We start from the raw sequence: 22,052 nt of genomic DNA on the forward strand, positions 1-22,052 counted from the left end.
TCCTGTCTCTCACCGCGTAAAAGGCCCGCCCATGCCGTTAGCCTTCTGGCTGATCCAGAGCCTGAATGCCCTCGCCTTGGGCGGGCTGCTTTTCCTGCTGTCATCCGGCTTTTCGCTGATCTTCGGCTTGATGCGCATCGCCAACCTGACCCATGGCGCCTATTTCATGCTTGGCGCCTATGTCGGCCTCTCGGCCTTGCGCGCCGGATTGGGCTTCCCGCTCGCCATTCTGGCTGGTGGCGCCAGCATCGCTATCGTTGGCGGCCTGGTCGAGCGTTTTATCCTGCGCCGTCTGGCCAACCGCACCCTGGCCCAGGTTCTGGTCACGCTTGGGCTGTCCTTTGTCATCGCCGATCTGTGCCTGATGCTATGGACCGGTGATCCAATGCAATTGCCGGTGCCGTCTTATCTGTCGCAGCCGGTGCGGCTGGGCAATTTCATCTTCCCGGGCTATCGCATCTTCGTGGTGGTGCTGTCGCTGGCCGTGGCTGTGCTGTTGTGGCTGCTGCTGGAACGTACCCGGCTGGGTGCCATGGTTCGCGCCGGTGTGGACGATATGGAGATGGCGCGGGCGGTCGGCATTCCGGTGCCGCGCCTGTTCACCATCGTGTTCTGCCTCGGCTGCGGCCTGGCCGGCATGGGCGGGGTGCTGGGTGGTCCGATCCTGTCAGTCTATCCCGGCCTGGATGGCGAAATGCTGCCATTGGCGCTGGTTGTGGTGATCCTGGGCGGCATTGGCAGTCTGGCCGGCGCCTTTGTCGGTAGTTTCATCACCGGTTTCATCTACACATTCGGCCAGGCTTTGCTGCCTGGCTTGGCCTATATGATCCTGTTCCTGCCGATGATCCTGATTCTGATGCTGCGGCCCAGCGGCCTGTTCGGGGCCAAACAATGACCGGCGCCGGGATGAACCGCTTGCTGCTGCCGGCTGCCCTTGGCGCCCTTGTGCTGGCCGTGCCGCTGCTGATCGGCCAGGCTTTCTATATCAACGTGGCCAGCCAGATCCTGATCGCGGCAATCTTTGCGCTCAGCCTCAATATCCTGGTTGGCTATGCTGGCCTCACTTCGCTGGGCCATGCCGCCTATCTTGGCACTGCAGCCTATATGGTGGCCTGGCTGAATACCCAGGGCGGTTTCGGCCATTTATCGGCTGCGATCATCGCGCTGGTTGGCACCACGGCAATGGCGGCGCTGTTTGGCCTGATGGCGTTGCGCGCCACCGGCATCGCCTTCCTGATGATCACCCTGGCGCTAGGCCAGACCCTGTGGGGTGTGGCCTATCGCTGGGTCACGGTCACCGGCGGCGATAACGGCCTGCCCGGATTGAAGCGGCCGCTGCCTTTCGGCATCAGCCTGATGGAGCCGGCAGCCTTCTATGGCTTCACCGTGATCGTGTTCCTGGTTGCGCTGGGCTGCATCGCGGTGTTTGTCCGTTCCGGCCTCGGCACCAGCCTGCTTGGCAGCCGCGACCAGCCGCGCCGCATGCGCATGCTGGGGCATAATGTCTGGCTGGTGCAGTGGCTCGCCTTTGTCTTCGCCGGCTTCTGGGCCGCGGTGGCCGGCATCGTCTTTGTCTATTACCACCAGTATATCAGCCCGCATGCGCTGGGCCTGCCGGCCTCGGCGGAAACCCTGTTGATGGTGATTGCCGGCGGCGCCGGCACGTTATTCGGGCCGATTGTCGGCGCCTTCATCGTGGTGGTGCTGAAAATGGTGGTTAGCGCCTATGTCACGCGCTGGGTCATGCTGCTGGGTATTGTTTTTGTGGTGATCGTGATCTTCATGCCTGAGGGTGTGGTGCCGGGCCTGGATCGGCTGCGCCGCCGGCTGCTGCCCGGCCGGGGAGGCGCGCCATGAGCAACATAATGCCCGCACTCAAGATCACCGACCTGCGCAAGCGCTTCGGTGGCTTGCCGGCGGTGGATGGTGTTAACCTCACCATTCCGGTGGGCGACCGCCGGCTGCTGCTCGGCCCCAATGGCGCCGGCAAGACCACATTATTCAACCTTATCACCGGGGATATAGCGCCCAGTTCTGGCCGGGTGGAATTGTTTGGCGAGGATATCACCGGCGCGCCATCGCATCGCTGCGCCCATCGCGGCCTGGCGCGCACCTACCAGATCCTGACGCTGTTTCCCAATAATACGCTGCGCGAGAATGTCTATCTTGCACTGCTCGGTCTGTCGCCGTTGCGGCTCAATCCGTTCCGCAGCCTGAAAAACCGCGCTGATTATGCCGAACGTGCCGAGCAGGTGCTGCAACAGGTCGGGCTGCTTGCCCTGGCTGATCGCAAATTGAGCGAAACCGCCTATGGCGAAAAGCGCCGGCTGGAAATTGCCCTGGCGCTGGCGCAGAAGCCGCGGCTGCTGCTGCTGGATGAGCCGCTGGCCGGGTTGTCGCGGGAGGAGCGCGGCGATGTGCAGGCGCTTATTCGCGCCATTCCATCCGATATCACCGTGGTGCTGATCGAGCATGACATGGATATCGCCCTGTCTTTGGCCAGCTCGATCACAGTGATGTATTACGGCCAGGTTATCGCCGAGGGTGATCGTGCCAGTATCACGGCGCATCCCAAGGTGCGGGAGGTGTATTTTGCCGATTGAGGCTTTGCGGCTTGAGGCCGTGAACACCTATTACGCCGATAGTCGCGCGCTGCATGATGTGTCGCTGAGCCTTGCAGAAGGCGAAGTGATGGTGCTGCTGGGCCGCAATGGCGCGGGCAAAACCACCACAATGCATTCGATTGTCGGTTTCACACCGCCGCGCGATGGCAGCATCACGCTGTTTGGCGAAAGCCTGCGTGGCCTGCCGCCCGAGACCGTGGCGCAGCGCGGCATCGGACTGGTGCCGCAGGGGCGGCGGATATTCCGCAGCCTTTCGGTGCTGGAGAATCTGCGCGTGGCGCAGAAGCCTGGCCTGGATGGCAAGGCGGCCTGGCAAGCCGAGCGGGTGTTTGATCTGTTTCCGCGCCTGCGCGAACGCCGCAGCCAGGCCGCTGGTTCGATGTCGGGCGGCGAACAGCAGATGCTGGCGATTGCCCGCGCGCTGATGGGCAATCCGCGTGTGGTGCTGTTTGACGAACCTTCCGAAGGCCTGGCGCCGCAGATCGTCGAAGAGGTTGGCGCCATCCTGCGCCGACTCAAGGGCGAAGGCCTCTCGATAATTCTGGTGGAGCAGAATACCCGCTTCGCTCTGGCTCTGGCCGATCATGTGGCGATCCTGAATACCGGCCGTGTGGTGTTTGACGGCACACCGGCTGCCCTGGCCGCCGAACCCACCCTGCTTACCGCCAATCTCGGTGTTCATTGAGGAAAATTGACATGCAAGCTTTGCGCTCGCGCGATGGCCAGCTTACCGCCGTGCAGACCGGGCAGGGCCCCGACCTGCTGATCCTGCATTCGCTGCTCACGGATCGCAGCGCCTTTGATCCGGTATTGCCGGCATTGGCAGCGCAATTTCGCGTCACCCTGGTCAATCTGCCCGGTTTCCACGGTTCGGCGCCGATCCCGGCCGGGATCGAGGGCTATGCTGATCGCGTTGCAACCGTGTTTGATGATTTTGGCCTTGGCGCCGATTGCATCGTGATGGGCAATGGTTTTGGCGGCACCGTGGCGGTGGCGATGGCTTTGCGCCATGGCCAGCGCTTCGGCAAGCTGGTGCTGAGCGATGTGGCCGCCGGCTTTCCGGAGCAGGGCAAGGTGGCGTTCCGCGTGATGGCCGAGAAAGTGGCGGCTGAAGGGCTGGGCGGCATTGTTGATATCGCTGCACGCCGGGTGTTTCACGATGCCTATCTGGCGCAGCATCCAGAGGCCTTCGAGCAGCGCCGCCAGGTTCTGCTCGGTATCAATCCGCAGGCCTTCATTGCGGCCTGCCAGTCGCTGATCGCCTGTGATCTGGTGCCGGCGTTGGGCGAAATCCGAAACCCGACCCTGGTCGTGGTGGGCGAACTGGATGCCGCTACGCCGCCGGTGCTGTGCCGCCAGTTGGCCGCCGGCATTCCTGGTGCCTGGCTCAGTGAAATCCAGCAATGCGGCCATTGCCCGCCGCTGGAAATGCCTGCGGCTTTTCTCGACACCATCCGGGAATTCATCGGCCTCTGACACTCCTGCCAAACGAATCAGCCGCGCCTGACGGTATTGCCGGGCGCGGCTTTTTTGTGCGCCGGATCAACCATGAGAACCCTTATAAATTTTATCCTTTAAGTAGAAACACCTTTTGAGGGCGTGAGATTGGCCGGGGCTGCTTGAATAAGCGGCGAGGAGCCGTGCTGACTGTGCATTGCATAGGCAAAGGCTGCTGTCTGTGCCGAAAGTTACGGCATTATAATATTCCTAATTGACTCATTATGAAGTCGCTGATATTTCACAAAGGACGCTAAATTTGGCTAGCTATTGTAAAAACCGGCAAATTATCTGGATATTTGCAGGTTTTCTAAGAGAAATACCGCATTGGAACTGGTTGGACCTGATCTAAAAGATATTTCTCAGCAGGGGACGCTGCTGCGTGAAACGATCTATGCCCGACTGCGTTTCGAGATACTGTCCTGCCAATTGCCACCCGGCGAGCAGCTCAGGGAACAGGAATTGGCGGCGCGTTATGAGGTCAGTAAACAACCTGTACGAGAATCATTGCTGCGATTGGAGCGTGAGCGACTGGTGACGGTGCTGCCGCGCCAGGGTTATCGCGTCAATCCGATTTCGCTATCCGATGCACGTGATCTGTGCCGCTTCCGCGAGACGCTGGAGCCGATCTGCGCCAGCGAGGCGGCAAAGCTTGCAAGCGACGAAGAACTGGCGGCGCTGGAAACCTATCGCAGCTTCAGCGGCGATAGCGCAGCCTTCACGGCTTATAACCGGCATTTCCATTGCGCAATTGCCCAAGCATCCGGCTCGGCCCGAATGGCGGCCACGGTGCGCGAGTTGGTGGAACAGGCCGAACGCCTTGTGCTGGTCAGCCTGCAGGCTGTGAAGGGCCGCAACAACGCAACGCTGGTGGACGAGCATGGCGACATCATCGATGCGCTGCGTGCCCGCAACGGCCGCGCCGCCGCCAATCTGCTGCGAGATCATGTCAGTCGCGCCAATGCCCGCATCATTGAAGCTTTGTCACGTTTTCCGGTGGTGTCATGACCCGCACCGCCAGCCATATGTTCAACATCACGCGCAACCGATCCGGGGGGATCACCATGCCTGATAATCGCCAAGCCAAGCCATCGTTGCAGCATATCCTGCGCGCCACACTGATTGCCGGCCTGTCGCTGCTGCCGATGCTGGCGGCGGCGCAGGAAAAAGTGAAGATGGGCACGCCGGCGCGGGTCAATGTCGGCTACTCGCCGTTTTTGCTCACCCGTGAAATGGGCTATTTCAAGCAGGAAGGCCTGGAAGTCGAGATTGTCGAATTCCTCGGCACGTCGGTGCTGATCCCACAAGTGGCAAACAAAGGTGTGGATATCGGCTTTCCCGGGGCTGATGCGGTGATCATCAGCCGGCAGCCTGGCCGCGACTACATGCCGGTGCGCTTTTTCTACAATGTGACGCGCAAGAACCCGTGGGATTTTGTGGTGCCGGATCACAGCCCGATCAAACAGATTGCCGATCTGCGCGGCAAGAAGATCGGTGTTGGCGCCCTGGCAAACGGCAATGTGCCGATTGCGCGCTCAATGTTCCGCGAGATGGGCATGGAAGCCGGCCGCGATTATGAATTTGTGCCGACCGGCGTTGGCGCCCCGGCGATCCATGCCATGAATACCGGGCAGATCGATGTCTTCAACGGCTTCGATGCCACCATTGCCTTCCTGGCCAATGCCGGCATCAAGCTGCGTTACCTGCAGCAATCACCGAAATATACCAACCTGATCTCCAATGGCCTGATGGCGCATGAGGATACGATCAAGAACAAGCCGGAAATGCTGGGCAAATTCGGCCGCGCCATCGCCAAGGGCATCATCGCCTGTGAAGCCGATATTCCGCATTGCATCCGCGCGGCCTGGAAGCAGTATCCGACGCTGAAGCCGCAGGACAAAAGCGACGAACAGGCTTTGGCCGAGGCAATCCCGACCGTGACCAAGCGTATGGAATCGATGCTGACTTTTGCCGATCCGACGGCACCGCGCCGCTATGGCGAATATCAGCCACAGATGTGGCGCGACTATATCGATGTGCTGTTTGACGGCGGCGAAATTACAAGCAAGCAGATTGATGTTGGTTCGCTTTATACCAATCAGCTTGTTGAAACCATCAATGCCTTTGATGCAGCCAAGGTGGTTGCAGATGTGAAGGCGCGGCGTTGAAACCGCACCGCTGCGGCGGCGAACGCTAAGGAGAGCACATGTTGCGACGCAATTGGGCCAATGTGGTCTATCCGATCATCAGCTTTGTGGTGCTGGTGATTGTGTGGAGCCTGTCGATCAAGCTGTTCCAGGTGCCGAACTACATCCTGCCTGAACCTTCAGCGGTGTTGCGGCAACTTCACAAGGGCTATGTGCAGGGCGATTACTGGCCGCATGTTTTGTTCACACTGAAAAATACCGCCATCGGTTACTTTTTCGGTTGCAGCATCGCCATTGTGTTTGGCGCCCTGCTGGCGGAGTCGCGCAATTTCGACCGCTTCGTTTATCCCTTCATCATCGCGCTGCAATCAATGCCGAAAGTGGCGCTGGCCCCGCTGATAATTGTCTGGTTTGGCTTCGGCATGCTGTCAAAGGTGGTGATGGTGGCGCTGATCTGCTTCTTCCCCCTGTTCATCAATACCAGCGTGGGCATCAAGCAAACCCCGACGCAACTGATCGACATGATGCGGGTGTTCAAGGCGTCGCGGCTGGAAATCTTTTTCCGCGTGAAGCTGAAATCCGCCATGGGCCATATCTTCGCCGGCCTGCAAATCGGTGTTGTGCTCAGTCTGATCGGCGCCGTGGTGGCGGAATTTGTCGCCTCCACGCGCGGTCTGGGTTACCTGGTTTCCACCTCGCAGGCCAATTTTGACGTTGCCACCATGTTTGCTGCCCTGGTCGGGCTGATTGCCATCGGCATCACGGGCACGCAGCTGGTGCGCTTTTTCCATAGTCGCGTGGTGTTCTGGGAAGCCAGCGGCAGCAGCGAAACCATCGTTTCAGAGTAAGTCAACAGGCAGGATCATGAGCGTGGCCAAAGACAAGGAAATCTGGACCATCATCGGCGCCGGCATGGGCGGCAAGGGCCTGGCGGCGCAGCTTGGCATCGATGGCCATCGCCTGCGTATCCAGGATATCGACGAGGCCCAGATTGCCGGCATGCGTGCGGCTGGCGGTTTGCATGTGGAAGGCCGTGACATCAGCTTCGCACCGGTGGAACTGGCCACCACAGACCTGGCCGCAGCGGTGCAAGGCGCTGCTATATTGATCGTCAGCACTTATGGCAATGATCACCCCACACTGGCACGGCAATTGGCGCCGTTGCTGGAGGATGGCCAGTTGATCGTGCTGTGCCAGGGGCATTTCTGTGGCCCGCTGGTTTTCCGTTCGGCGCTGGATGCAGCCGGCTGCAAGGCGCGGGTGGATATCGCCGAGATGGATGCCTACCCCTACATGCTGCATGTCAAGACGCCAGACAGCGTCATCATGACCAGCATCAAGGAGAAATGGCATCTTGCTGCACTACCTGCTTCGCGCACAGCAGCCTGTCTGGCACGCATCCAGCATGCTTTCCCTGGCCTGGAGGCAGCCGGCACCATGCTGGAAACCGCGTTGGTCGATCTTGGCGGCATCCTGCATGTAGGCGGCATGATCACCAATGTGGGCATGGTGGAGGGTGAGCAGAGTTACAATTTCTACGCCAACAATATGGTGCCGAGTGTGTGCAACCTGCTGCTGGCGATGGATCGGGAGCGCTTGCAGGTGGCGCAGGCCTTCGCCATCAAGACAGTGGATATCCCAACCTGGCTTGCGATCACCTATTCCTTCCGCGACATGACGCTGCATGAAGCGTTGCAGAAGATGGCCGTGACACATTATCGCTACGCTCCGGCGCCAAAATCACTGAAGCATCGCTATCTGGTGCAGGATGTTGGCTGCGGCCTGGTGCCACTTTCGGCGCTTGGCAAGGTGGCTGGCATTGCCACGCCGGTAATAGATTCCGTGATCCAGATCGCCAATGCGCTGACCGGGCGCGACTTCTTTGTTGAAGGCCGCAATCTCCAGGCTCTTGGCCTGGCCGGCCAGTCTATCGCCGAAATCAACACCACCATCACCGGCAATTAGCCGACAGACAGGATACAGCATGGCTTCGATCACCAAGCAGGATATCATCACCATTATCGGCGCCGGCATGGGCGGCAAAGGCCTGGCGGCACAGCTTGGCATCAATGGTTTCCGCCTGCGTATTCAGGATATCGATGATGCCCAGGTGGCCGGCATGCGCGCTGCCGGTGGGCTACATGTGGAAGGCCGTGACGTAACCTTCGCCCCGGTGGAGATGGCCACCACCGACCTGGCGGCTGCGGTAAAGGATGCTGCAGTGTTGATCGTCAGCACTTACGGCACGGATCATCCGGTGCTGGCGCGCCAGCTGGCGCCGCTGCTGGAAGACGGCCAGACCATTGTGCTGTGCCAGGGCCATTTCGGCGGCGCATTGCTGTTCCGTGCCGAACTGGATCGGCAGGGCTGCAAGGCCCAGGTGGATATCGCCGAGATGGATTCCTATCCCTACATGCTGCATGTGAAGACGCCCGACAGCGTCATCATGACCACGATCAAGACCAAGTGGAATCTGGTGGCAATGCCGGCGTCGCGCTCGGCCGCCGTGCTGGAACGTGTTGGCATCGCATTCCCCAATATGGTGACGGCGCCCAACCTGCTGCATACCGGCTTTGTTGATCTGGGGGCGATCTTCCATGTCGCGGGCATGGTGACCAATGTCAGCCGCGTGGAAAATGACGAAAGCTACAATTTCTACACCGCCAACATGGTGCCCACGGTTTGTGACCTGATCGCCAAGCTGGATGCCGAGCGCGTGGCCGTGGCTGCCGCTTATGGTGCCAAGATCATGAATGTGCGCGAGTGGCTGGCGTTGACCTATACATTGGCCAATCCGACACTTCAGGAAGACATGCAGGAGATGGGCCGCACCCATTTCCGCTATGCTCCGGCGCCGAAATCGCTCAGCCATCGGTATCTGGTGCAGGATGTGGCTTGCGGCCTGGTGCCGATTGCATGCCTTGGCCCGCTTGCCGGTGTTCCCACGCCAGCCTGCGACACAGTGATCCGTTTTGCCAGCCTGCTCACCGGCCGCGACTTCTATGCCGAAGGCCGCAATCTGCATGCGCTTGGCTTGGAAGGCAAATCGGTGGCCGAAATCGTCGCGACTGTCACCGGCTGAATCACGCCCGAGCAAACCAGGCGCCGGGTTGGCGCCGCGAACAGATAAGGAGCATCCCATGGCATTCGAGTTCACGGCCTTGAAGCACAAATTGGCCAGCGCCGCCCTCGCGCTTGGCGTAACTACGCTGCTGGCCGGCATTGCGCTGCCGGCATTGGCGCAGCAAAAGATCAAGCTGGGTACGCCCGCCCGCATCACCTATAGCTACGCGCCGTTTCTGATGGCCATCGAAATGGGCTATATGAAGGATGAGGGCATCGAACTGGAGATCGTAGAATTCCTCGGTACTTCACTGCTGGTGCCGCAGGTGGCTAACAAGTCGGTGGATATCGGCTTCCCCAGCGCCGATATCGTCATTATCAACCGCCAGCCCGGCAAGGATTACATGCCGGTGCGCTTTTTCTATAACTCGGCACGCAGCAATATCTGGGAATTCGCCGTGCTGGAAGATAGCCCGATCAAGAGCATTGCCGATCTGAAAGGCAAGAAGATCGGCATTGGCGCCCTGGCCAATGGCAACGTGCCGATTACGCGCGGCATGTACAAGGAAATGGGCATGACCGCCGGCAAGGATTACGATTTTGTACCAACCGGCGTGGGTGCGCCGGCCATCCGCGCGCTCACCAATAAGGATGTGGATGCCTTCAATGGCTTCGATGCCATCATCGCCCAGTTCGAAACTGCCGGGCTGAAAATCCGCCGCCTGGATCAGCCGACCAAGTATAGTGGCCTGCTGTCGAATGGCTTCATGGTGCATGAGGATACGCTGAAATCCAATCCCAAGCTGCTATCCGGTTTTGGCCGGGCCATCAGCAAGGGCGTTGTGGCTTGTGAAGCCAATATGGATTTCTGCGTCCGCAACACCTGGAAGTATTACCCCAGCACTCGTGGCGACAAAGGCACCGATGCCGAGCAGCTCACTTCCGGTCGGCATATCCTGGAATCGCGTATGAAGCGTAATCTTAATTTCAATGATATCGGCGGCGCACGGCGTTTTGGTGAATATGCGCCGCAGGTCTGGAAGGATTACATTGACGTGCTGTTTGATGGCGGTGAACTGACCAGCAAACAGATCGATATCAACAGTCTTTATACCAACGAGTTCGTGCCCGAATTCAACAAGTTTGATCCTGCTCAGGTGCAGGCTCAGGCCAAGGCACGGCAGTAAACCGATGGATAGCGCGATGGAGGCAATCAACGTGCAGGAAAAAGCCGTGCAGCCGGCTCGCCCGGTTTTGCTCGATATCGACGGCCTTACCGTCACCTATGCCTCCTCGCGCGGTCCAGTCACGGCGGTGAACAACTTATCAACCAAGGTTCATGCCGGCGAGTTTGTCTCAGTGCTCGGCCCATCGGGTTGTGGCAAATCCACCTTGCTTGGCGTGGTTTCTGGCCTGCTCAGGCCCACGGCAGGGCAGGCCAAGCTGGAAGGCAGCGCCATCACCGGGCCGCGTGCCGATGTGGGTGTGGTGTTCCAGCGCCCGACATTGTTGCCCTGGCTCACGGTGCTGGAAAATGTGCTGGTGCCGGTGCGCACCATGCGATTGCCGGTGAAGCAATATACCGAGCGTGCCGAGGCATTGATCGAAATGGTCGGGCTGACGCGATTCCGCAACCATTATCCGAATGAATTGTCGGGCGGTATGCAGCAGCGTGTCGGCATCGTGCGCGCGCTGGTGCATGATCCCAAGCTGCTGCTGATGGACGAGCCCTTTGCCGCACTGGATGCGATGACACGCGAGAAAATGTCGCTGGAATTGCAGCGCATCTGGACCGAGGCGAAAAAAACCGTGCTGTTCATCACGCATAGTATTCCCGAAGCGGTGTTTCTCTCCGATCGTATCGTTGTGATGTCATCATCCCCCGGTCGCATTGTTGAGGATATCGCCTGCGACATCGCCCGGCCGCGTACGTTGGATACGATGGAGGAGCCAGGCTTCACCGCCGCCTGTAACCGCCTGCGCCGCCTGTTTGACAAGATCGAGGCCGCCGCGCATTGAATAGCAAGCAGAGCGGCCCGGCTTGCCTGGCCGCTCTGCGTTTATGTAATTTAAGATATTGATATAGTTATATTAATTCCTGAGGCTAGGAATTCGGCCGCCGGCCTTATAAAAGAAGTGACCCGCTGCCCGGGATTTCCTCGGCCGCGGCAATTTCACCTGTGAGCCAGGCGGCGCCGCGTTACCGCAGGTGCAGCGAGACAAGCCGATGCCAATCAAGATTCCTGACAATCTGCCCGCCCGTGCCACGCTGGATGCGGAAGGCGTGATGGTGATGCGCGAAACCGATGCCGTGCGTCAGGATATCCGGCCGCTGCGGATCGGGCTGCTTAATCTGATGCCGAACAAGATTCGCACCGAAACCCAGATTGCCCGGTTGCTTGGCCCCACGCCGCTGCAGGTGGAGCTGACCCTGGTGAAGATCACCAATCATGTGGCGCGTAACACACCGAGCGACCATATCATCTCTTTCTATCGCGATTGGCAGGATATTAAGGGCGAGAAATTTGACGGCTTCATCATCACTGGCGCGCCAGTGGAGACGATGCCGTTTGAGCAGGTGACCTATTGGGACGAACTGCGCCGCATCTTCGATTGGACGCAGAGCCATGTGCATGGCTGTTTCAACATCTGCTGGGGCGCGCAGGCGGCGGTGCATCATTTCCATGGCATGCCGAAATACCTGCTGGCAGAGAAGGCCTTCGGCGTTTATCGCCATCGCAACCTGGCGCCGGCCTCACCCTACTTGCGTGGCTTCTCGGATGATTTCGCAATCCCGGTATCACGCTGGACCGAGATGCGGCGCGAGGACATCCCCGCCGACAGCGGTCTGAGCGTGCTGATGGAATCGGACGAAGCCGGGTTATGCCTGCTTGACGATCCGCGCCATAACTCGCTGCATATGTTCAATCATATCGAATATGATTCCAGTTCACTCAGCGAGGAATATTTCCGCGATCTGGCTGCAAACAAGCCGATAGCCCTGCCACGCGAGTATTTTCCGAATAATGATCCGACCAGGCCGCCGGAGAATCGCTGGCGCAGTCATGCGCATCTGCTATTTGGCAACTGGATCAACCAGCTTTATCAGACCGCGCCGTTTGATCTGGCGCAGATTGGCAAGTGACCGCCGATGGCGGTACGTCCGATCCTGATTTTCCCCGATCCGCGCCTGCGCCAGATGGCGCTAAAGGTTATGCGGTTTGATGCTGATCTGGCCACATTGGCCGAGGATTTGCTCGACTCCTTGCGCGCCGCGCCGGGCATCGGCATCACGGCGCCGCATCTTGGTATCCTGCAAAGGCTGGTGGTGCTTGAGCTGGATGGCCCGGGCAGCGCGCGCACTTATGTCAATCCGGAAATCATCTGGGCTTCGGCCGAAACCTGGCGCCATGCCGAAGGCAGCGTTTCTATGCCGGGTGTAACCGACGAGGTTGAACGCCCGGCGCAGATTCGTATCCGCTATCAGGATTTGACCGGTAAATATCATGAAGAAGCCGCCGAGGGCCTGCTGGCGGTGTGCCATCAGCATGAGATTGACCAGTTGGATGGTATTTTCTGGATATACCGGTTGTCGCGGCTGAAGCGCGAAAGGCTGGTGAAGCGCTACGACAAACTGCGGCCATAGCGATAATTAGTCACAGCAGCGGCAGCCGGTCGCCGTCTTTCAGGTTGTTGAGGATGTGGTCCAGGAACAGTTTTGCTGCGGGTGTTGGCAGCACGCCGCGCCGCCGCAACAGGCTGATGCGCCTTTGCACCAGCGGCTCGATCAACATGCGATGCACCAGATGCGGATGGCCCATGCCAGGCCAGGCCAGGCCGGGCAGTGGGCTGACGCCGATGCCGGTGGCAACGATGGCCAGCACGGTGGCCGGGCTTGAAGCACGATAGGTGACCCGCGGCACAAAGCCGGATTCATGTAGCGCGGCTTCCATCTCGCGCCAGATGCCGCTGTCACGCGCCATCGCCACCAGCACGGTATTGTCGGCAGCCAGTTCGGACCATTTGACATAGCTGCGCTGGGCCAGGGGATGGTCATGCCGGCAGATCAGCGCATAGCTGTCGCTCAGCAAAGGCTCTGCCTGCAAATCCGGATCAAGATCAAGCGTGTTCGAAAGGCCAAAATCAGCGCCGCCACTGCGCACCCGCTGCATCACGGCATCGAGTTTTTCTTCCATGATCTCCACGGTGATGCCGGGATGCGTGGCCTGAAAGCCTGGCAGCAGGCGGGGCAGCAGGCCGATTCCCACCGAAGGCAGGCAGGAGATCGTCACTTGCCCGGCCTTGCCCGCCGCCAGGTTGCTCAATTCGTCGCGCGCCTGATCAAAGGCATTGATCGCGCGTTCGGCGGTGGCGAGGAATTGGCGGCCGGTTTCGGTCAGCCGCACCCGGCGGGTGGTGCGGTCAAACAGGGCATGGCCGATTTCTGCCTCCATTTCCCGGATTGCCTGGCTCAGAGCCGGCTGGGAAATGCCCATGTGGTCAGCGGCTTTGCTGAAATTGCTGTATTTATAGGCTATGTAAAAACAATTAAGCTGTCTGAGGCTGATATTAATAGGCATGGCTTATGAATATATGCAGGCAATCGATTTGTGCAAGCGCCGATTCAGGCCGCAAGCTGTTGTCGACAAAAGTTGAACCCGTCCAGTGCTAGCCAAGGAGCCCACCATGTCCGAACGCGATCCGGTATCCGCCCCCCTCGCCAGCCTTGCCAAGCCGACCCGTCGCCGCCTGCTCGCCGCTGCCGGCGCCGCCGGTTTGGCCGCCGCCGCTTTCCCGATGCCCGGCCTGACGCAATCGCGCACCAAGGTGACGGTATCGGAAGCGATCCATATCGCGCTCTACACCCCGTTTTACACCGCCTTGCGCAAGAACCTGTTCGCCAAGCATGGCCTTGAGGTGGATTATTCCACGGCGGGCGGTATCGCGCTGCCGGTTTCTGTGCTGCTGGCCAACCGGGCGCAGTTTGCGCTCACCGGCACCGGCATGTCGGTGAATGCCACACTGGAGGGCGGCAAGATGCGCTGTATCGGCAAGGTGGCGGGCGGCATCTCGCTGTTTGCCATCGCCAAGCCGGGCCTGAAGATCAATTCGCTGAACGATCTGAAGGGCAAGACCATCGCCACCCTGCGTTTCCCGTCCAACACTATTTCCACCCCCACCTACATCATGCGCAGCCGCGGTGGCTTTGATCCCAAGGAAGCCGGGGTGAATTTCCTCGAATTGCCGCCGGGCGCCCAGGCTGCCGCTGTAAAGGATGGCCGCGCTGATCTGGCGATTGCCTTCGACTGGGATGCCAGCATCGGTGTTACCCAGTTCGGCCTGGAGGTGGTGTATTCCTTTGCCGACATTCTGGGGCCGATTGCCTTCTCGTCCATCTTCGTGACCGAACAATACCTGCGCGGCAATGGCGAGACGGTGCAGAAATTCAGCAACGCTCTGGCCGAGGCGATGAAGCTGCTGCACACAGTGGATGGCACCTTCGAGGAAGTCAGCAAGCTGGAATTCCCCAATGTGGCGCCGGATGTCCTCAAGCTCGGCTCGAAAAATTTCATGTCTGCCAAGCATGTGGTGCCGCGCAATCCGATCATCACCAAGCAGGATTGGGACGCCATCATGCAGCATGAGAGCGGCGCCGGCACTTTGAAACAGACGCTGCCCTATGAAGACCTGGTGGATGCCAGCTTTGCCACCAAGGCGGCAGCCCAGTTTGGCCTGCCGGCTTGATCGGAGTGCAGCAACATGGCTAGCAAGCCACAGAAACTGCCTGTGCGCGATGGTGCATTGATGCTGCCCGCCCGGCCGGAGGAGTTTCCGCTCCTGCCGGCCGAGACGGCGCTGATTGTCGTCGACATGCAGAATGCCTATGCCTCGCCCGGCGGCTATCTTGATCTGGCCGGCTTCGATATATCCGGCGCCCCGCCGGTGATCGATGCCGTGGTGGAAACCGTTGAGATCGCCCGCAAGCTGGGCTGCACCATCGTGTTTTTCCAGAATGGCTGGGATGCCGGCAAACAGGAAGCTGGCACACCAGACTCGCCGAATTGGTGGAAATCCAATGCGCTCAAGACTATGCGCGAGCGGCCAGAACTGGATGGCACGCTGATTACACGCGGCACCTGGGATTATGCCCTGGTGGATGTGTTGAAGCCGCTGGCTGGCGAGATCGTGCTGCCCAAGCCGCGCTACAGCGGTTTCTTCAACACGCAGCTGGATGCCATCCTGCGTGCCCGCCGCATCCGCAATCTGCTGGTGGTGGGTGTGGCGACGAATGTTTGTGTTGAATCCACCATCCGCGATGGCTTCTTCCTGGAATATTTCCCCATCATGGTGACCGATGCCACCTTGCAGGCCGGCCCGCCGGCGATCCAGGAGGCAACCGTGTTCAATGTGGAAACCTTTTTCGGCTGGACCACCAGTGTGAGCCAGTTGCGCAGCCTCACCAACCGCTGACACAGTTTCATCTGCCTTTGAAAAGAGGAGTATACCGATGCCCCGTACCCCGATCATCCCGCCCGGTTCACCGCCGCCGCTGGCGCCCTATTCACCCGGCGTGGTCGCAGACAACGTGCTCTATATCTCCGGGATCCTGGCGATGGACGGCCAGGGCAAGACCATCGGTGTGGGCGATGCCACGGCGCAGACCCGCGCGGTGCTGGAAACCATCAAAAGTGTGGTGGAAGCGGCTGGCGGCAGCATGGCCGATATCGCCATGAACTCGATCTTCCTCAAGGATCTGGGCGATTACGCGGCGATGAACGCGGTTTACAAGGAATACTTCCCCAATAACTTCCCGGCCCGCTACTGCATCCGCGCCGATCTAGTGAAGCCGGAATTCCTGGTGGAAATCGCCGCCATCGCGCATCTGCCGAAGGCGCGCTGAGCAATGACCGGCAGCCGTATCCGCATCTCGCCCTGGCTCACCATCCTGCTCGGCCAGATTGGCCTCACGGTGGCATTTTTTGGCCTGTGGGAAATTGCCGTGCGGGCGCAATGGCTGCCGGTCTATCTTTATGGCCAGCCCAGCGGCGTGCTGAGCAAGTTCATCACCCTGCTGATGGATGGCAGCCTGATCCGCTCCACGTTGATTACCGGCGCCGAATCAGTGATCGGCTTTGTCATCGGCTGCCTGTTCGGCAGCCTGTGCGGCCTGGGCCTGTGGCTCACGCCGCGCCTGGCGCTGATGCTGCGGCCCTTTATCGTGGCGATCAACGGCCTGCCCAAGATTGCCCTGGCGCCGCTTATCATCGTCTGGTTCGGCATTGATATCGAATCGAAGATCGCCATTGCCGCGATCATCACCTTCATCGTCTCGCTGATGACCGCGTATAGCGGCGCCCAGGAGGTGGATCAGGATTTGATCCGCCTGATGCGTTCGCTCGGCGCCAGCCAGCGCCAGACCTTTGTCAAAATCGTGGCGCCGGCCACCATGCCCTGGATCATCTCGGGCCTGCGGCTGAATGTTGGCTTCGCGCTGATCGGTGCGGTGGTGGGCGAGTATATCGCCGCCAAGCAGGGCCTTGGCTATCTGGTCTACTATGCCGGCACGATGTACGACCTCAACGCCGTCTGGGTCGGCCTGTTTGCACTGATGCTGCTGGCCTTGGTGCTGGATTACGGCGTCACTCTGCTGGAACGCCGCCTGAGTTATTGAATAAAACACGGAGTAGCATGATGCCTGTGGCACAAGTGAATGGCACTGAAATCGCGTATGATATCCAGGGGCAAGGCGAGCCGGTATTGCTGGCCGCCGGTATTGGCGGCGCAGCCAATTATTTTAATCCCAACATCACGGCGCTGGCGGCGAAATATAAGGTGGTGCTGCACGACCATCGCGGCACCGGTGGTTCGCGGCGCGATCGCATCACCTATTCGGTGGCGCAGATGACCGACGACATGGTGGCGCTGATGGACCATCTCGGCATCGAGGCGGCGCATATCGTAGGCCATTCCACCGGCGCTGCAATGGCGCATGAAATGGGCCTGCGTTATCCGGATCGGATCAAAAGCGCTGTGCTTTATGCCGGCTGGGCGGCGGTGGACCCGTATTTCAAACGCTGTTTTGATGTGCGCAAGCGTGTGTTGGCTGAAAGCGGTGCGCTGGCCTATGTGCGCACTACGCCGCTATTTCTCAGCCCACCCTGGTGGATCAGTGCCAATATCGCCAAGCTGGAAACCGATGAGCCGGTGGCGGCCCAGCATCTGCCCGAGCCGGAAATCATGCTCAGCCGCATCGAGGCGATCTGCTCCTACAGCCCAGGCGAAGCGCTACGCAGCCTGACCTTTCCGGCGTTGATTACCTGCGCCAAGGACGATCATCTGACGCCGCTATATTATTCGCAGCGTATGGCCAAGGTGATGCCGAAGGCGGATCAATTCTATTTTGAGACCGGCGGCCATGCCGTATCGCAGGTTTTGCCTGAGCAGTTCAACGCGGTGGTGATTTCCTACCTGGATGCGGTGATTGCCGGCCGGCCCTGGCAGGCCCCTGCGCTCAGCTATCCGGAGATTGCCTGATGCAGCCTGCGCCGGCCGAAATGGTGGAAGTGCTGACCGCTCGCGATGTCGGCATGGTCTACAATCCCGATGGCCCCAAGCCGGTGCGGGCGCTGGGCGGCATCTCCTTTGGCCTGCGCAAGCGCGAGGTGCTGGCGATTGTCGGCCCCTCGGGTTGCGGCAAGACCACCTTGTTCAACATCATTGCCGGCCTGATTGTGCCAAGCGAAGGCAGTGTATCGGTGAATGGTGTACAGGTGGCCGGTGCCAATGGCCAGGTCGGCTATATGTTGCAGAAAGACATGCTGCTGCCCTGGCGCAATGTGCTGGATAACGTCACGCTAGGCCTGGAAGTGCGCGGCGTGGCGCGCGTCGAAGCCGAGAAGATTGCTCTAAGGCTGATCCAGGCTTATGGCCTGGCCGGCTTCGAGAAGGCCAAGCCGAGTGAATTGTCGGGCGGCATGCGCCAGCGCGTCGCTTTCATGCGCACACTGGCCTTTGATCCCGATGTGATCCTGCTGGATGAACCATTCTCGGCGCTGGATTTTCAGACCCGGCTTTTGTTGCAGGGTGAAGTGCAGCGCATCATCCGCGAACGCGGCAAGAGCGTGATCCTGGTGACGCATGATATCGGCGAAGCCATCACCATGGCTGATCGTATTGTGGTGATGAGCAACCGCCCGGCCACGGTGCGCAGCGTGCATGACATCGCCCTGTCACATGGCGAGCGCGATCCGGTGACGATCCGCACCAATCCACTTTATAATGAGTATTTCAATCTGATCTGGTCGGAACTGGAAATCCGCCGCGATATCTGACGCGCTGACTCGTTTCAGCTCAGTTCGGCTTATGCGCCAGATGGCCAACAATGCTGCTGGCCACATCATGCAGATGTTCGTTCATCGCCTGCGCTGCCGCCAATGGATCACCCTGCATCAGGCAGCGCACAATCCGTTCGTGATGCTCGGCGGCGCCCTGGCTCAGGCTTTCATATTCATTGGCGCGATGCCGGGCGCGATGCACATGCCACATGATGTGCTCATGCATGTCGGCTAAAGTCTTGTTTTCGGCGCCCAGCACAATGGCGCGGTGAAATTCGTCATTCAGCCGGTAATAGGTGGCGGCGTCGTTGATATGGGCGGCTTCGCTCATCTGCATATGCAGGCGGTTGATGCGCTCCAGCACTGCCGGCGAGCGGGTGCTGGCCACTTTGGCCGCCGCTGCCTGCTCCAGCGCCATTAGCACTTCCATTTTCTCGGCCACATCGGGCTGGGTTGGATCGGTCACCACCGCGCCGACATGCGGCACAAGTTCCACCAGGCCCTCGGCTTCCAGGATTTTCAACGCATCGCGCATGGGCGTGCGCGAGATGCCGAATTCGGCGCAGAGCAGCGGTTCGGGCAGACGCTCGCCCGGGCGCCAGCGGCCTTCCACAATATCGCGCCGGATATGCGGCAGAATCTGCTCATGCATCGGCTCGCGCGAAATCAGCGCGCGGCGCTTCGGTGGCTCGGCCTGACCGCGCTTGCCTAGCGGCGAGTCGGCATCGGCGGCAGCAAATTTGGTTGTCACTTCCATACCTCACATCCTCACCGAATCCGTAGGGGCCGCCGGCTCGGTGCTCTTTATTGGGGAAGCGGCGAGACTTTGGCAAGCCCACACGTGTGCCTGAATTAGCAGCAAAGGCCTATCAGGCAAATTCTTGTGCAGATTGACATTGACTCGTCAAAATCAAATCGTATACGATATTCAATATACGATGATTGGGCGGTAAGTATAGGCCTAATTATTGAAATTGCTGGAAAATTTATGAGTCGAGGGTGACGCAGCAAAATGGCCAATCTGACAATGCAAGCCGACGCCGCTAATAAGAGCCGCCCTCAAGGCGTCGGCAATTCGGTGCGCCGGGTCGAGGATCGCCGCTTTCTGGAAGGCAAGGGCGAGTATCTCGCCGATCTGAACATCCCCGGCACCTGGGACCTGGCTTTCCTGCGCAGCCCGGTGGCACATGCCAAGCTGAACGGCGTGCGGATTCCCGAGCGCTACCGTGACCGGGTTTTCCTGATCGATGCCATCGATTTCGCCAAGCCGATCGTCGCGGTGGGCAAGGCGCCTGGCTTTAAACATTCCGAATATCCGCCGCTCGCTCGTGACCGCATCCGTTTTGTTGGCGAGCCGATTGCCATGTGCATCGCGCCGACGCGGGCCGAGGCCGAGGATATTGCCCAGGCCTGCGAACTGGATATCGATGAATTGCCGGCGCTTTGGGATATCGACATCGCCCTGCAAGCCGATGCTCCCAAGCTACACGATGGCTGGACCGACAATCTGTTTGTCACCACCGAGATCAAGACCGGTGACATGGCCGCCGCCAAGGCCGCCGCCAAAGTGACGGTGCAGAAATCCCTGCGCATGGGGCGCCATGTCGGCGTGTCGCTGGAAACCCGGGGTGTGCTGGCGCATTACGACCGCCGCCTGGGCGAATTGGTGGTGTATTCCTCGACGCAGTTTCCGCATGTCATCCGCACCATCCTGGCACAGGCACTGGGCATTGCCGAGAGCACCTTGCGCGTGGTGGCACCGGATGTTGGTGGCGGCTTCGGGCCGAAGAATAATTTCCAGCCTGAAGAACTGGCGGTGGCAGCCCTGGCGATGAAGCTGGGCCGGCCGCTACGCTGGCTGGAGGATCGCCGCGAACATTTTATCGCCTCGCCGCATGCCCGCGAACACCGCTATGAACTGACTGCCTATGCCGACGAAACCGGCCGGCTGCTGGGGGTTGAGGCCCAAGTGACGGTGGATGCCGGCGCCTATTCGGTCTGGCCGTGGACCGCCTCAATGGAAGCCGGCATGGCGGCGGGCATCATGACCGGGCCGTATGACATCCCGGTCTATCATGGCCGCGCCATCACGGTTGGCACCAACAAGTCGCCGCTTGGCCCCTATCGCGGTGTTGGCCGCACCGGCGCTTGTTTCGCCATCGAAACCCTGATCGATGCCGTGGCGCGTGCGGTCAATCGGCCGCCCGAGGATGTGCGGATCGAGAATATGGTGAAGCCCGAGCAGATGCCCTATCGCTCGGCCACCCACAAGCTATACGACAGCGGCGATTATCCGGAATGCGCCCGTCGCGCCGTGGCGGCGATCGATCCGGCAGCGATCCGTGCCCGCCAGGCCAAAGGCGAGCCGGATGGCCGCTTGATTGGTTATGGCGTGGCCAGCTACACCGAGCAATCGGCGCATGGCACAGCAGAATGGGTGGCGCGCGGCCTGCCAGTGGTGTTCGGCTTTGAGCCGGCGCTGGGGCGTTTCACCCCCGATGGCAAGCTGATCCTGTTTGTCGGCATCCAGAATCATGGCCAGGGGCTCGAAACCACCCTGGCCCAGGTGGCCAGCGAGGAACTCGGCATCCGTGTCGAGGATGTGGTGGTGCGCCATGGCGATAGCTCCACTTCGCCCTATGGTATGGGCACTTTCGCCTCGCGCAGCATGACCATGGCCGGTGGCGCGGTGTCGCGGGCCTGTGCCGAACTGGCAGTGAAGGTGAAGCGCATCGGCGCGCATCTGCTGCAAGCGCCCGGCGATCAGGTGAAACTTGCCGATGGCGCCGTGTGGTTCGGCGAGCAATCGGTCAGCTTCGCCGATATCTGCAATGCCGCCTATCTGCATCCGGAACGGCTGCCGGAAGGCGAGGAACCGGCGCTGGAAGCCAGTGTGGTTTACGAACCTGGGCGCTCTACTGGCGCCTTTTCCTACGCCACCCATGCCTGCGTGGTGGCGGTGGATACCGGTACCGGCGTGGTGGAAGTGCTGGATTATGTTGTCTGCCACGATTGCGGCACCATGGTGAATCCGTTGTTGGTGGAAGCCCAGGTGGTGGGCGGCGTGGCGCAGGGCCTCGGCACCGCGCTCTACGAGGAAATCCCCTACGACGAAAATGGCCAGCCGCTGGCTTCCACCTTCCTCGACTATCTGATTCCCGGCGCCGCCGAAGTGCCGGATGTGCGCGTGCTGCATATGGAAACGCCATCGCCGCATACCCGCTTCGGCATCAAGGGCATGGGCGAAGGCGGTGCCATCGCGCCGCCGGCCGTGGTGGTGAATGCCATCAACGATGCCTTGCGCGCGCTCAAGGTCGAGATCAATCAAACCCCCGTCACGCCCGAGCGTCTGCTTGAGGCGGTGCTGGCCGGCCGGAACGAGTGAC

23 protein-coding genes are annotated in these 22,052 nt (G+C 60.1%); 21 read left to right on the forward strand and 2 right to left on the reverse strand.

The genetic code is table 11. The features are described from left to right. Positions 1-31 precede the first annotated feature (31 nt). The 14 genes from KBB36_RS11665 to KBB36_RS11730 all read left to right on the forward strand — a co-directional run bounded on the left by KBB36_RS11665 (position 32) and on the right by KBB36_RS11730 (position 12,977). The gene (locus KBB36_RS11665; protein ID WP_290980592.1) at positions 32-895 is read left to right on the forward strand and encodes a branched-chain amino acid ABC transporter permease; all 864 of its coding nucleotides are present in this window, start codon (positions 32-34) and stop codon (positions 893-895) included. Further along, positions 892-1,857, forward strand: a complete 966-nt coding sequence (locus KBB36_RS11670) for a branched-chain amino acid ABC transporter permease (RefSeq protein ID WP_290980595.1) — start codon at positions 892-894, stop codon at positions 1,855-1,857. The genes KBB36_RS11665 and KBB36_RS11670 overlap by 4 nt, the downstream gene beginning before the upstream one ends. Continuing rightward, complete coding sequence (locus KBB36_RS11675) at positions 1,854-2,603, forward strand: ABC transporter ATP-binding protein (protein ID WP_290980598.1); 750 nt, start codon at positions 1,854-1,856, stop codon at positions 2,601-2,603. Before KBB36_RS11670 ends, KBB36_RS11675 begins: the two co-directional genes overlap by 4 nt. Further along, the gene (locus KBB36_RS11680) at positions 2,593-3,309 is read left to right on the forward strand and encodes an ABC transporter ATP-binding protein (protein ID WP_290980601.1); all 717 of its coding nucleotides are present in this window, start codon (positions 2,593-2,595) and stop codon (positions 3,307-3,309) included. The genes KBB36_RS11675 and KBB36_RS11680 overlap by 11 nt, the downstream gene beginning before the upstream one ends. A gap of 11 nt (positions 3,310-3,320) precedes the next feature. Beyond that, positions 3,321-4,100 carry an alpha/beta fold hydrolase gene (locus KBB36_RS11685; protein WP_290980603.1) on the forward strand — a complete coding sequence of 260 codons (780 nt, stop codon included), beginning with the start codon at positions 3,321-3,323 and terminating at the stop codon, positions 4,098-4,100. A gap of 348 nt (positions 4,101-4,448) precedes the next feature. Continuing rightward, positions 4,449-5,129, forward strand: coding sequence for a GntR family transcriptional regulator (locus KBB36_RS11690; protein WP_290980606.1), 681 nt, complete (start codon positions 4,449-4,451; stop codon positions 5,127-5,129). A 56-nt stretch (positions 5,130-5,185) separates the two neighbouring features. Then, on the forward strand, positions 5,186-6,289 hold the full coding sequence (locus KBB36_RS11695; RefSeq protein ID WP_290980608.1) for an ABC transporter substrate-binding protein: 1,104 nt from the start codon (positions 5,186-5,188) through the stop codon (positions 6,287-6,289). A 38-nt stretch (positions 6,290-6,327) separates the two neighbouring features. Next, positions 6,328-7,116 (forward strand): ABC transporter permease, encoded by a 789-nt coding sequence (locus KBB36_RS11700; RefSeq protein ID WP_290980611.1) that lies wholly within the window; start codon positions 6,328-6,330, stop codon positions 7,114-7,116. A gap of 16 nt (positions 7,117-7,132) precedes the next feature. Further along, positions 7,133-8,233, forward strand: coding sequence for an NAD/NADP-dependent octopine/nopaline dehydrogenase family protein (locus KBB36_RS11705; protein ID WP_290980613.1), 1,101 nt, complete (start codon positions 7,133-7,135; stop codon positions 8,231-8,233). Positions 8,234-8,252: 19 nt separating this feature from the next. After that, the gene (locus KBB36_RS11710; RefSeq protein ID WP_290980616.1) at positions 8,253-9,350 is read left to right on the forward strand and encodes an NAD/NADP-dependent octopine/nopaline dehydrogenase family protein; all 1,098 of its coding nucleotides are present in this window, start codon (positions 8,253-8,255) and stop codon (positions 9,348-9,350) included. A gap of 58 nt (positions 9,351-9,408) precedes the next feature. After that, entirely contained in the window at positions 9,409-10,518 is a 1,110-nt protein-coding gene (locus tag KBB36_RS11715) for an ABC transporter substrate-binding protein (protein WP_290980619.1), read from the forward strand. 4 nt (positions 10,519-10,522) lie between these two features. Further along, positions 10,523-11,350: an ABC transporter ATP-binding protein gene (locus KBB36_RS11720; RefSeq protein ID WP_290980622.1), complete on the forward strand. Its 828-nt coding sequence runs from the start codon at positions 10,523-10,525 to the stop codon at positions 11,348-11,350. Between the two features lie 208 nt (positions 11,351-11,558). After that, complete coding sequence (gene metA / locus KBB36_RS11725; RefSeq protein WP_290980626.1) at positions 11,559-12,476, forward strand: homoserine O-succinyltransferase; 918 nt, start codon at positions 11,559-11,561, stop codon at positions 12,474-12,476. A 6-nt stretch (positions 12,477-12,482) separates the two neighbouring features. Further along, positions 12,483-12,977 carry a peptide deformylase gene (locus KBB36_RS11730; RefSeq protein WP_290980629.1) on the forward strand — a complete coding sequence of 165 codons (495 nt, stop codon included), beginning with the start codon at positions 12,483-12,485 and terminating at the stop codon, positions 12,975-12,977. A gap of 10 nt (positions 12,978-12,987) precedes the next feature. Here KBB36_RS11730 and KBB36_RS11735 read toward each other — a convergent pair whose 3' ends face one another. Continuing rightward, positions 12,988-13,911: a LysR family transcriptional regulator gene (locus tag KBB36_RS11735; protein ID WP_290980632.1), complete on the reverse strand. Its 924-nt coding sequence runs from the start codon at positions 13,909-13,911 to the stop codon at positions 12,988-12,990. Positions 13,912-14,017: 106 nt separating this feature from the next. Here KBB36_RS11735 and KBB36_RS11740 point away from each other — a divergent pair, with 106 nt between their 5' ends. Genes KBB36_RS11740 through KBB36_RS11765 form a run of 6 tightly spaced genes read left to right on the forward strand, consistent with a single transcriptional unit; the run spans position 14,018 to position 18,663 of the window. Beyond that, positions 14,018-15,076 carry an ABC transporter substrate-binding protein gene (locus tag KBB36_RS11740; RefSeq protein WP_290980635.1) on the forward strand — a complete coding sequence of 353 codons (1,059 nt, stop codon included), beginning with the start codon at positions 14,018-14,020 and terminating at the stop codon, positions 15,074-15,076. A 15-nt stretch (positions 15,077-15,091) separates the two neighbouring features. Then, positions 15,092-15,802, forward strand: a complete 711-nt coding sequence (locus tag KBB36_RS11745) for an isochorismatase family protein (protein WP_290980638.1) — start codon at positions 15,092-15,094, stop codon at positions 15,800-15,802. A 37-nt stretch (positions 15,803-15,839) separates the two neighbouring features. Continuing rightward, positions 15,840-16,232, forward strand: coding sequence for a pyrimidine utilization protein C (rutC, locus tag KBB36_RS11750; protein ID WP_290980641.1), 393 nt, complete (start codon positions 15,840-15,842; stop codon positions 16,230-16,232). A 3-nt stretch (positions 16,233-16,235) separates the two neighbouring features. Continuing rightward, positions 16,236-17,003, forward strand: a complete 768-nt coding sequence (locus KBB36_RS11755; protein WP_290980643.1) for an ABC transporter permease — start codon at positions 16,236-16,238, stop codon at positions 17,001-17,003. Positions 17,004-17,023: 20 nt separating this feature from the next. Further along, positions 17,024-17,866 (forward strand): alpha/beta fold hydrolase, encoded by an 843-nt coding sequence (locus KBB36_RS11760; RefSeq protein WP_290980645.1) that lies wholly within the window; start codon positions 17,024-17,026, stop codon positions 17,864-17,866. After that, entirely contained in the window at positions 17,866-18,663 is a 798-nt protein-coding gene (locus KBB36_RS11765; protein ID WP_290980647.1) for an ABC transporter ATP-binding protein, read from the forward strand. Before KBB36_RS11760 ends, KBB36_RS11765 begins: the two co-directional genes overlap by 1 nt. A 19-nt stretch (positions 18,664-18,682) precedes the next feature. Here KBB36_RS11765 and KBB36_RS11770 read toward each other — a convergent pair whose 3' ends face one another. Next, complete coding sequence (locus KBB36_RS11770; protein WP_290980649.1) at positions 18,683-19,423, reverse strand: GntR family transcriptional regulator; 741 nt, start codon at positions 19,421-19,423, stop codon at positions 18,683-18,685. Positions 19,424-19,678: 255 nt separating this feature from the next. Between KBB36_RS11770 and KBB36_RS11775 the strand changes: the two genes are divergently transcribed. After that, positions 19,679-22,051, forward strand: coding sequence for a xanthine dehydrogenase family protein molybdopterin-binding subunit (locus KBB36_RS11775; RefSeq protein ID WP_290980651.1), 2,373 nt, complete (start codon positions 19,679-19,681; stop codon positions 22,049-22,051). Position 22,052 lies beyond the last annotated feature (1 nt).

The sequence above is a fragment of the Ferrovibrio sp. genome, from assembly GCF_017994015.1.
In the GTDB taxonomy this organism is placed as follows: Bacteria; Pseudomonadota; Alphaproteobacteria; order Ferrovibrionales; family Ferrovibrionaceae; genus Ferrovibrio.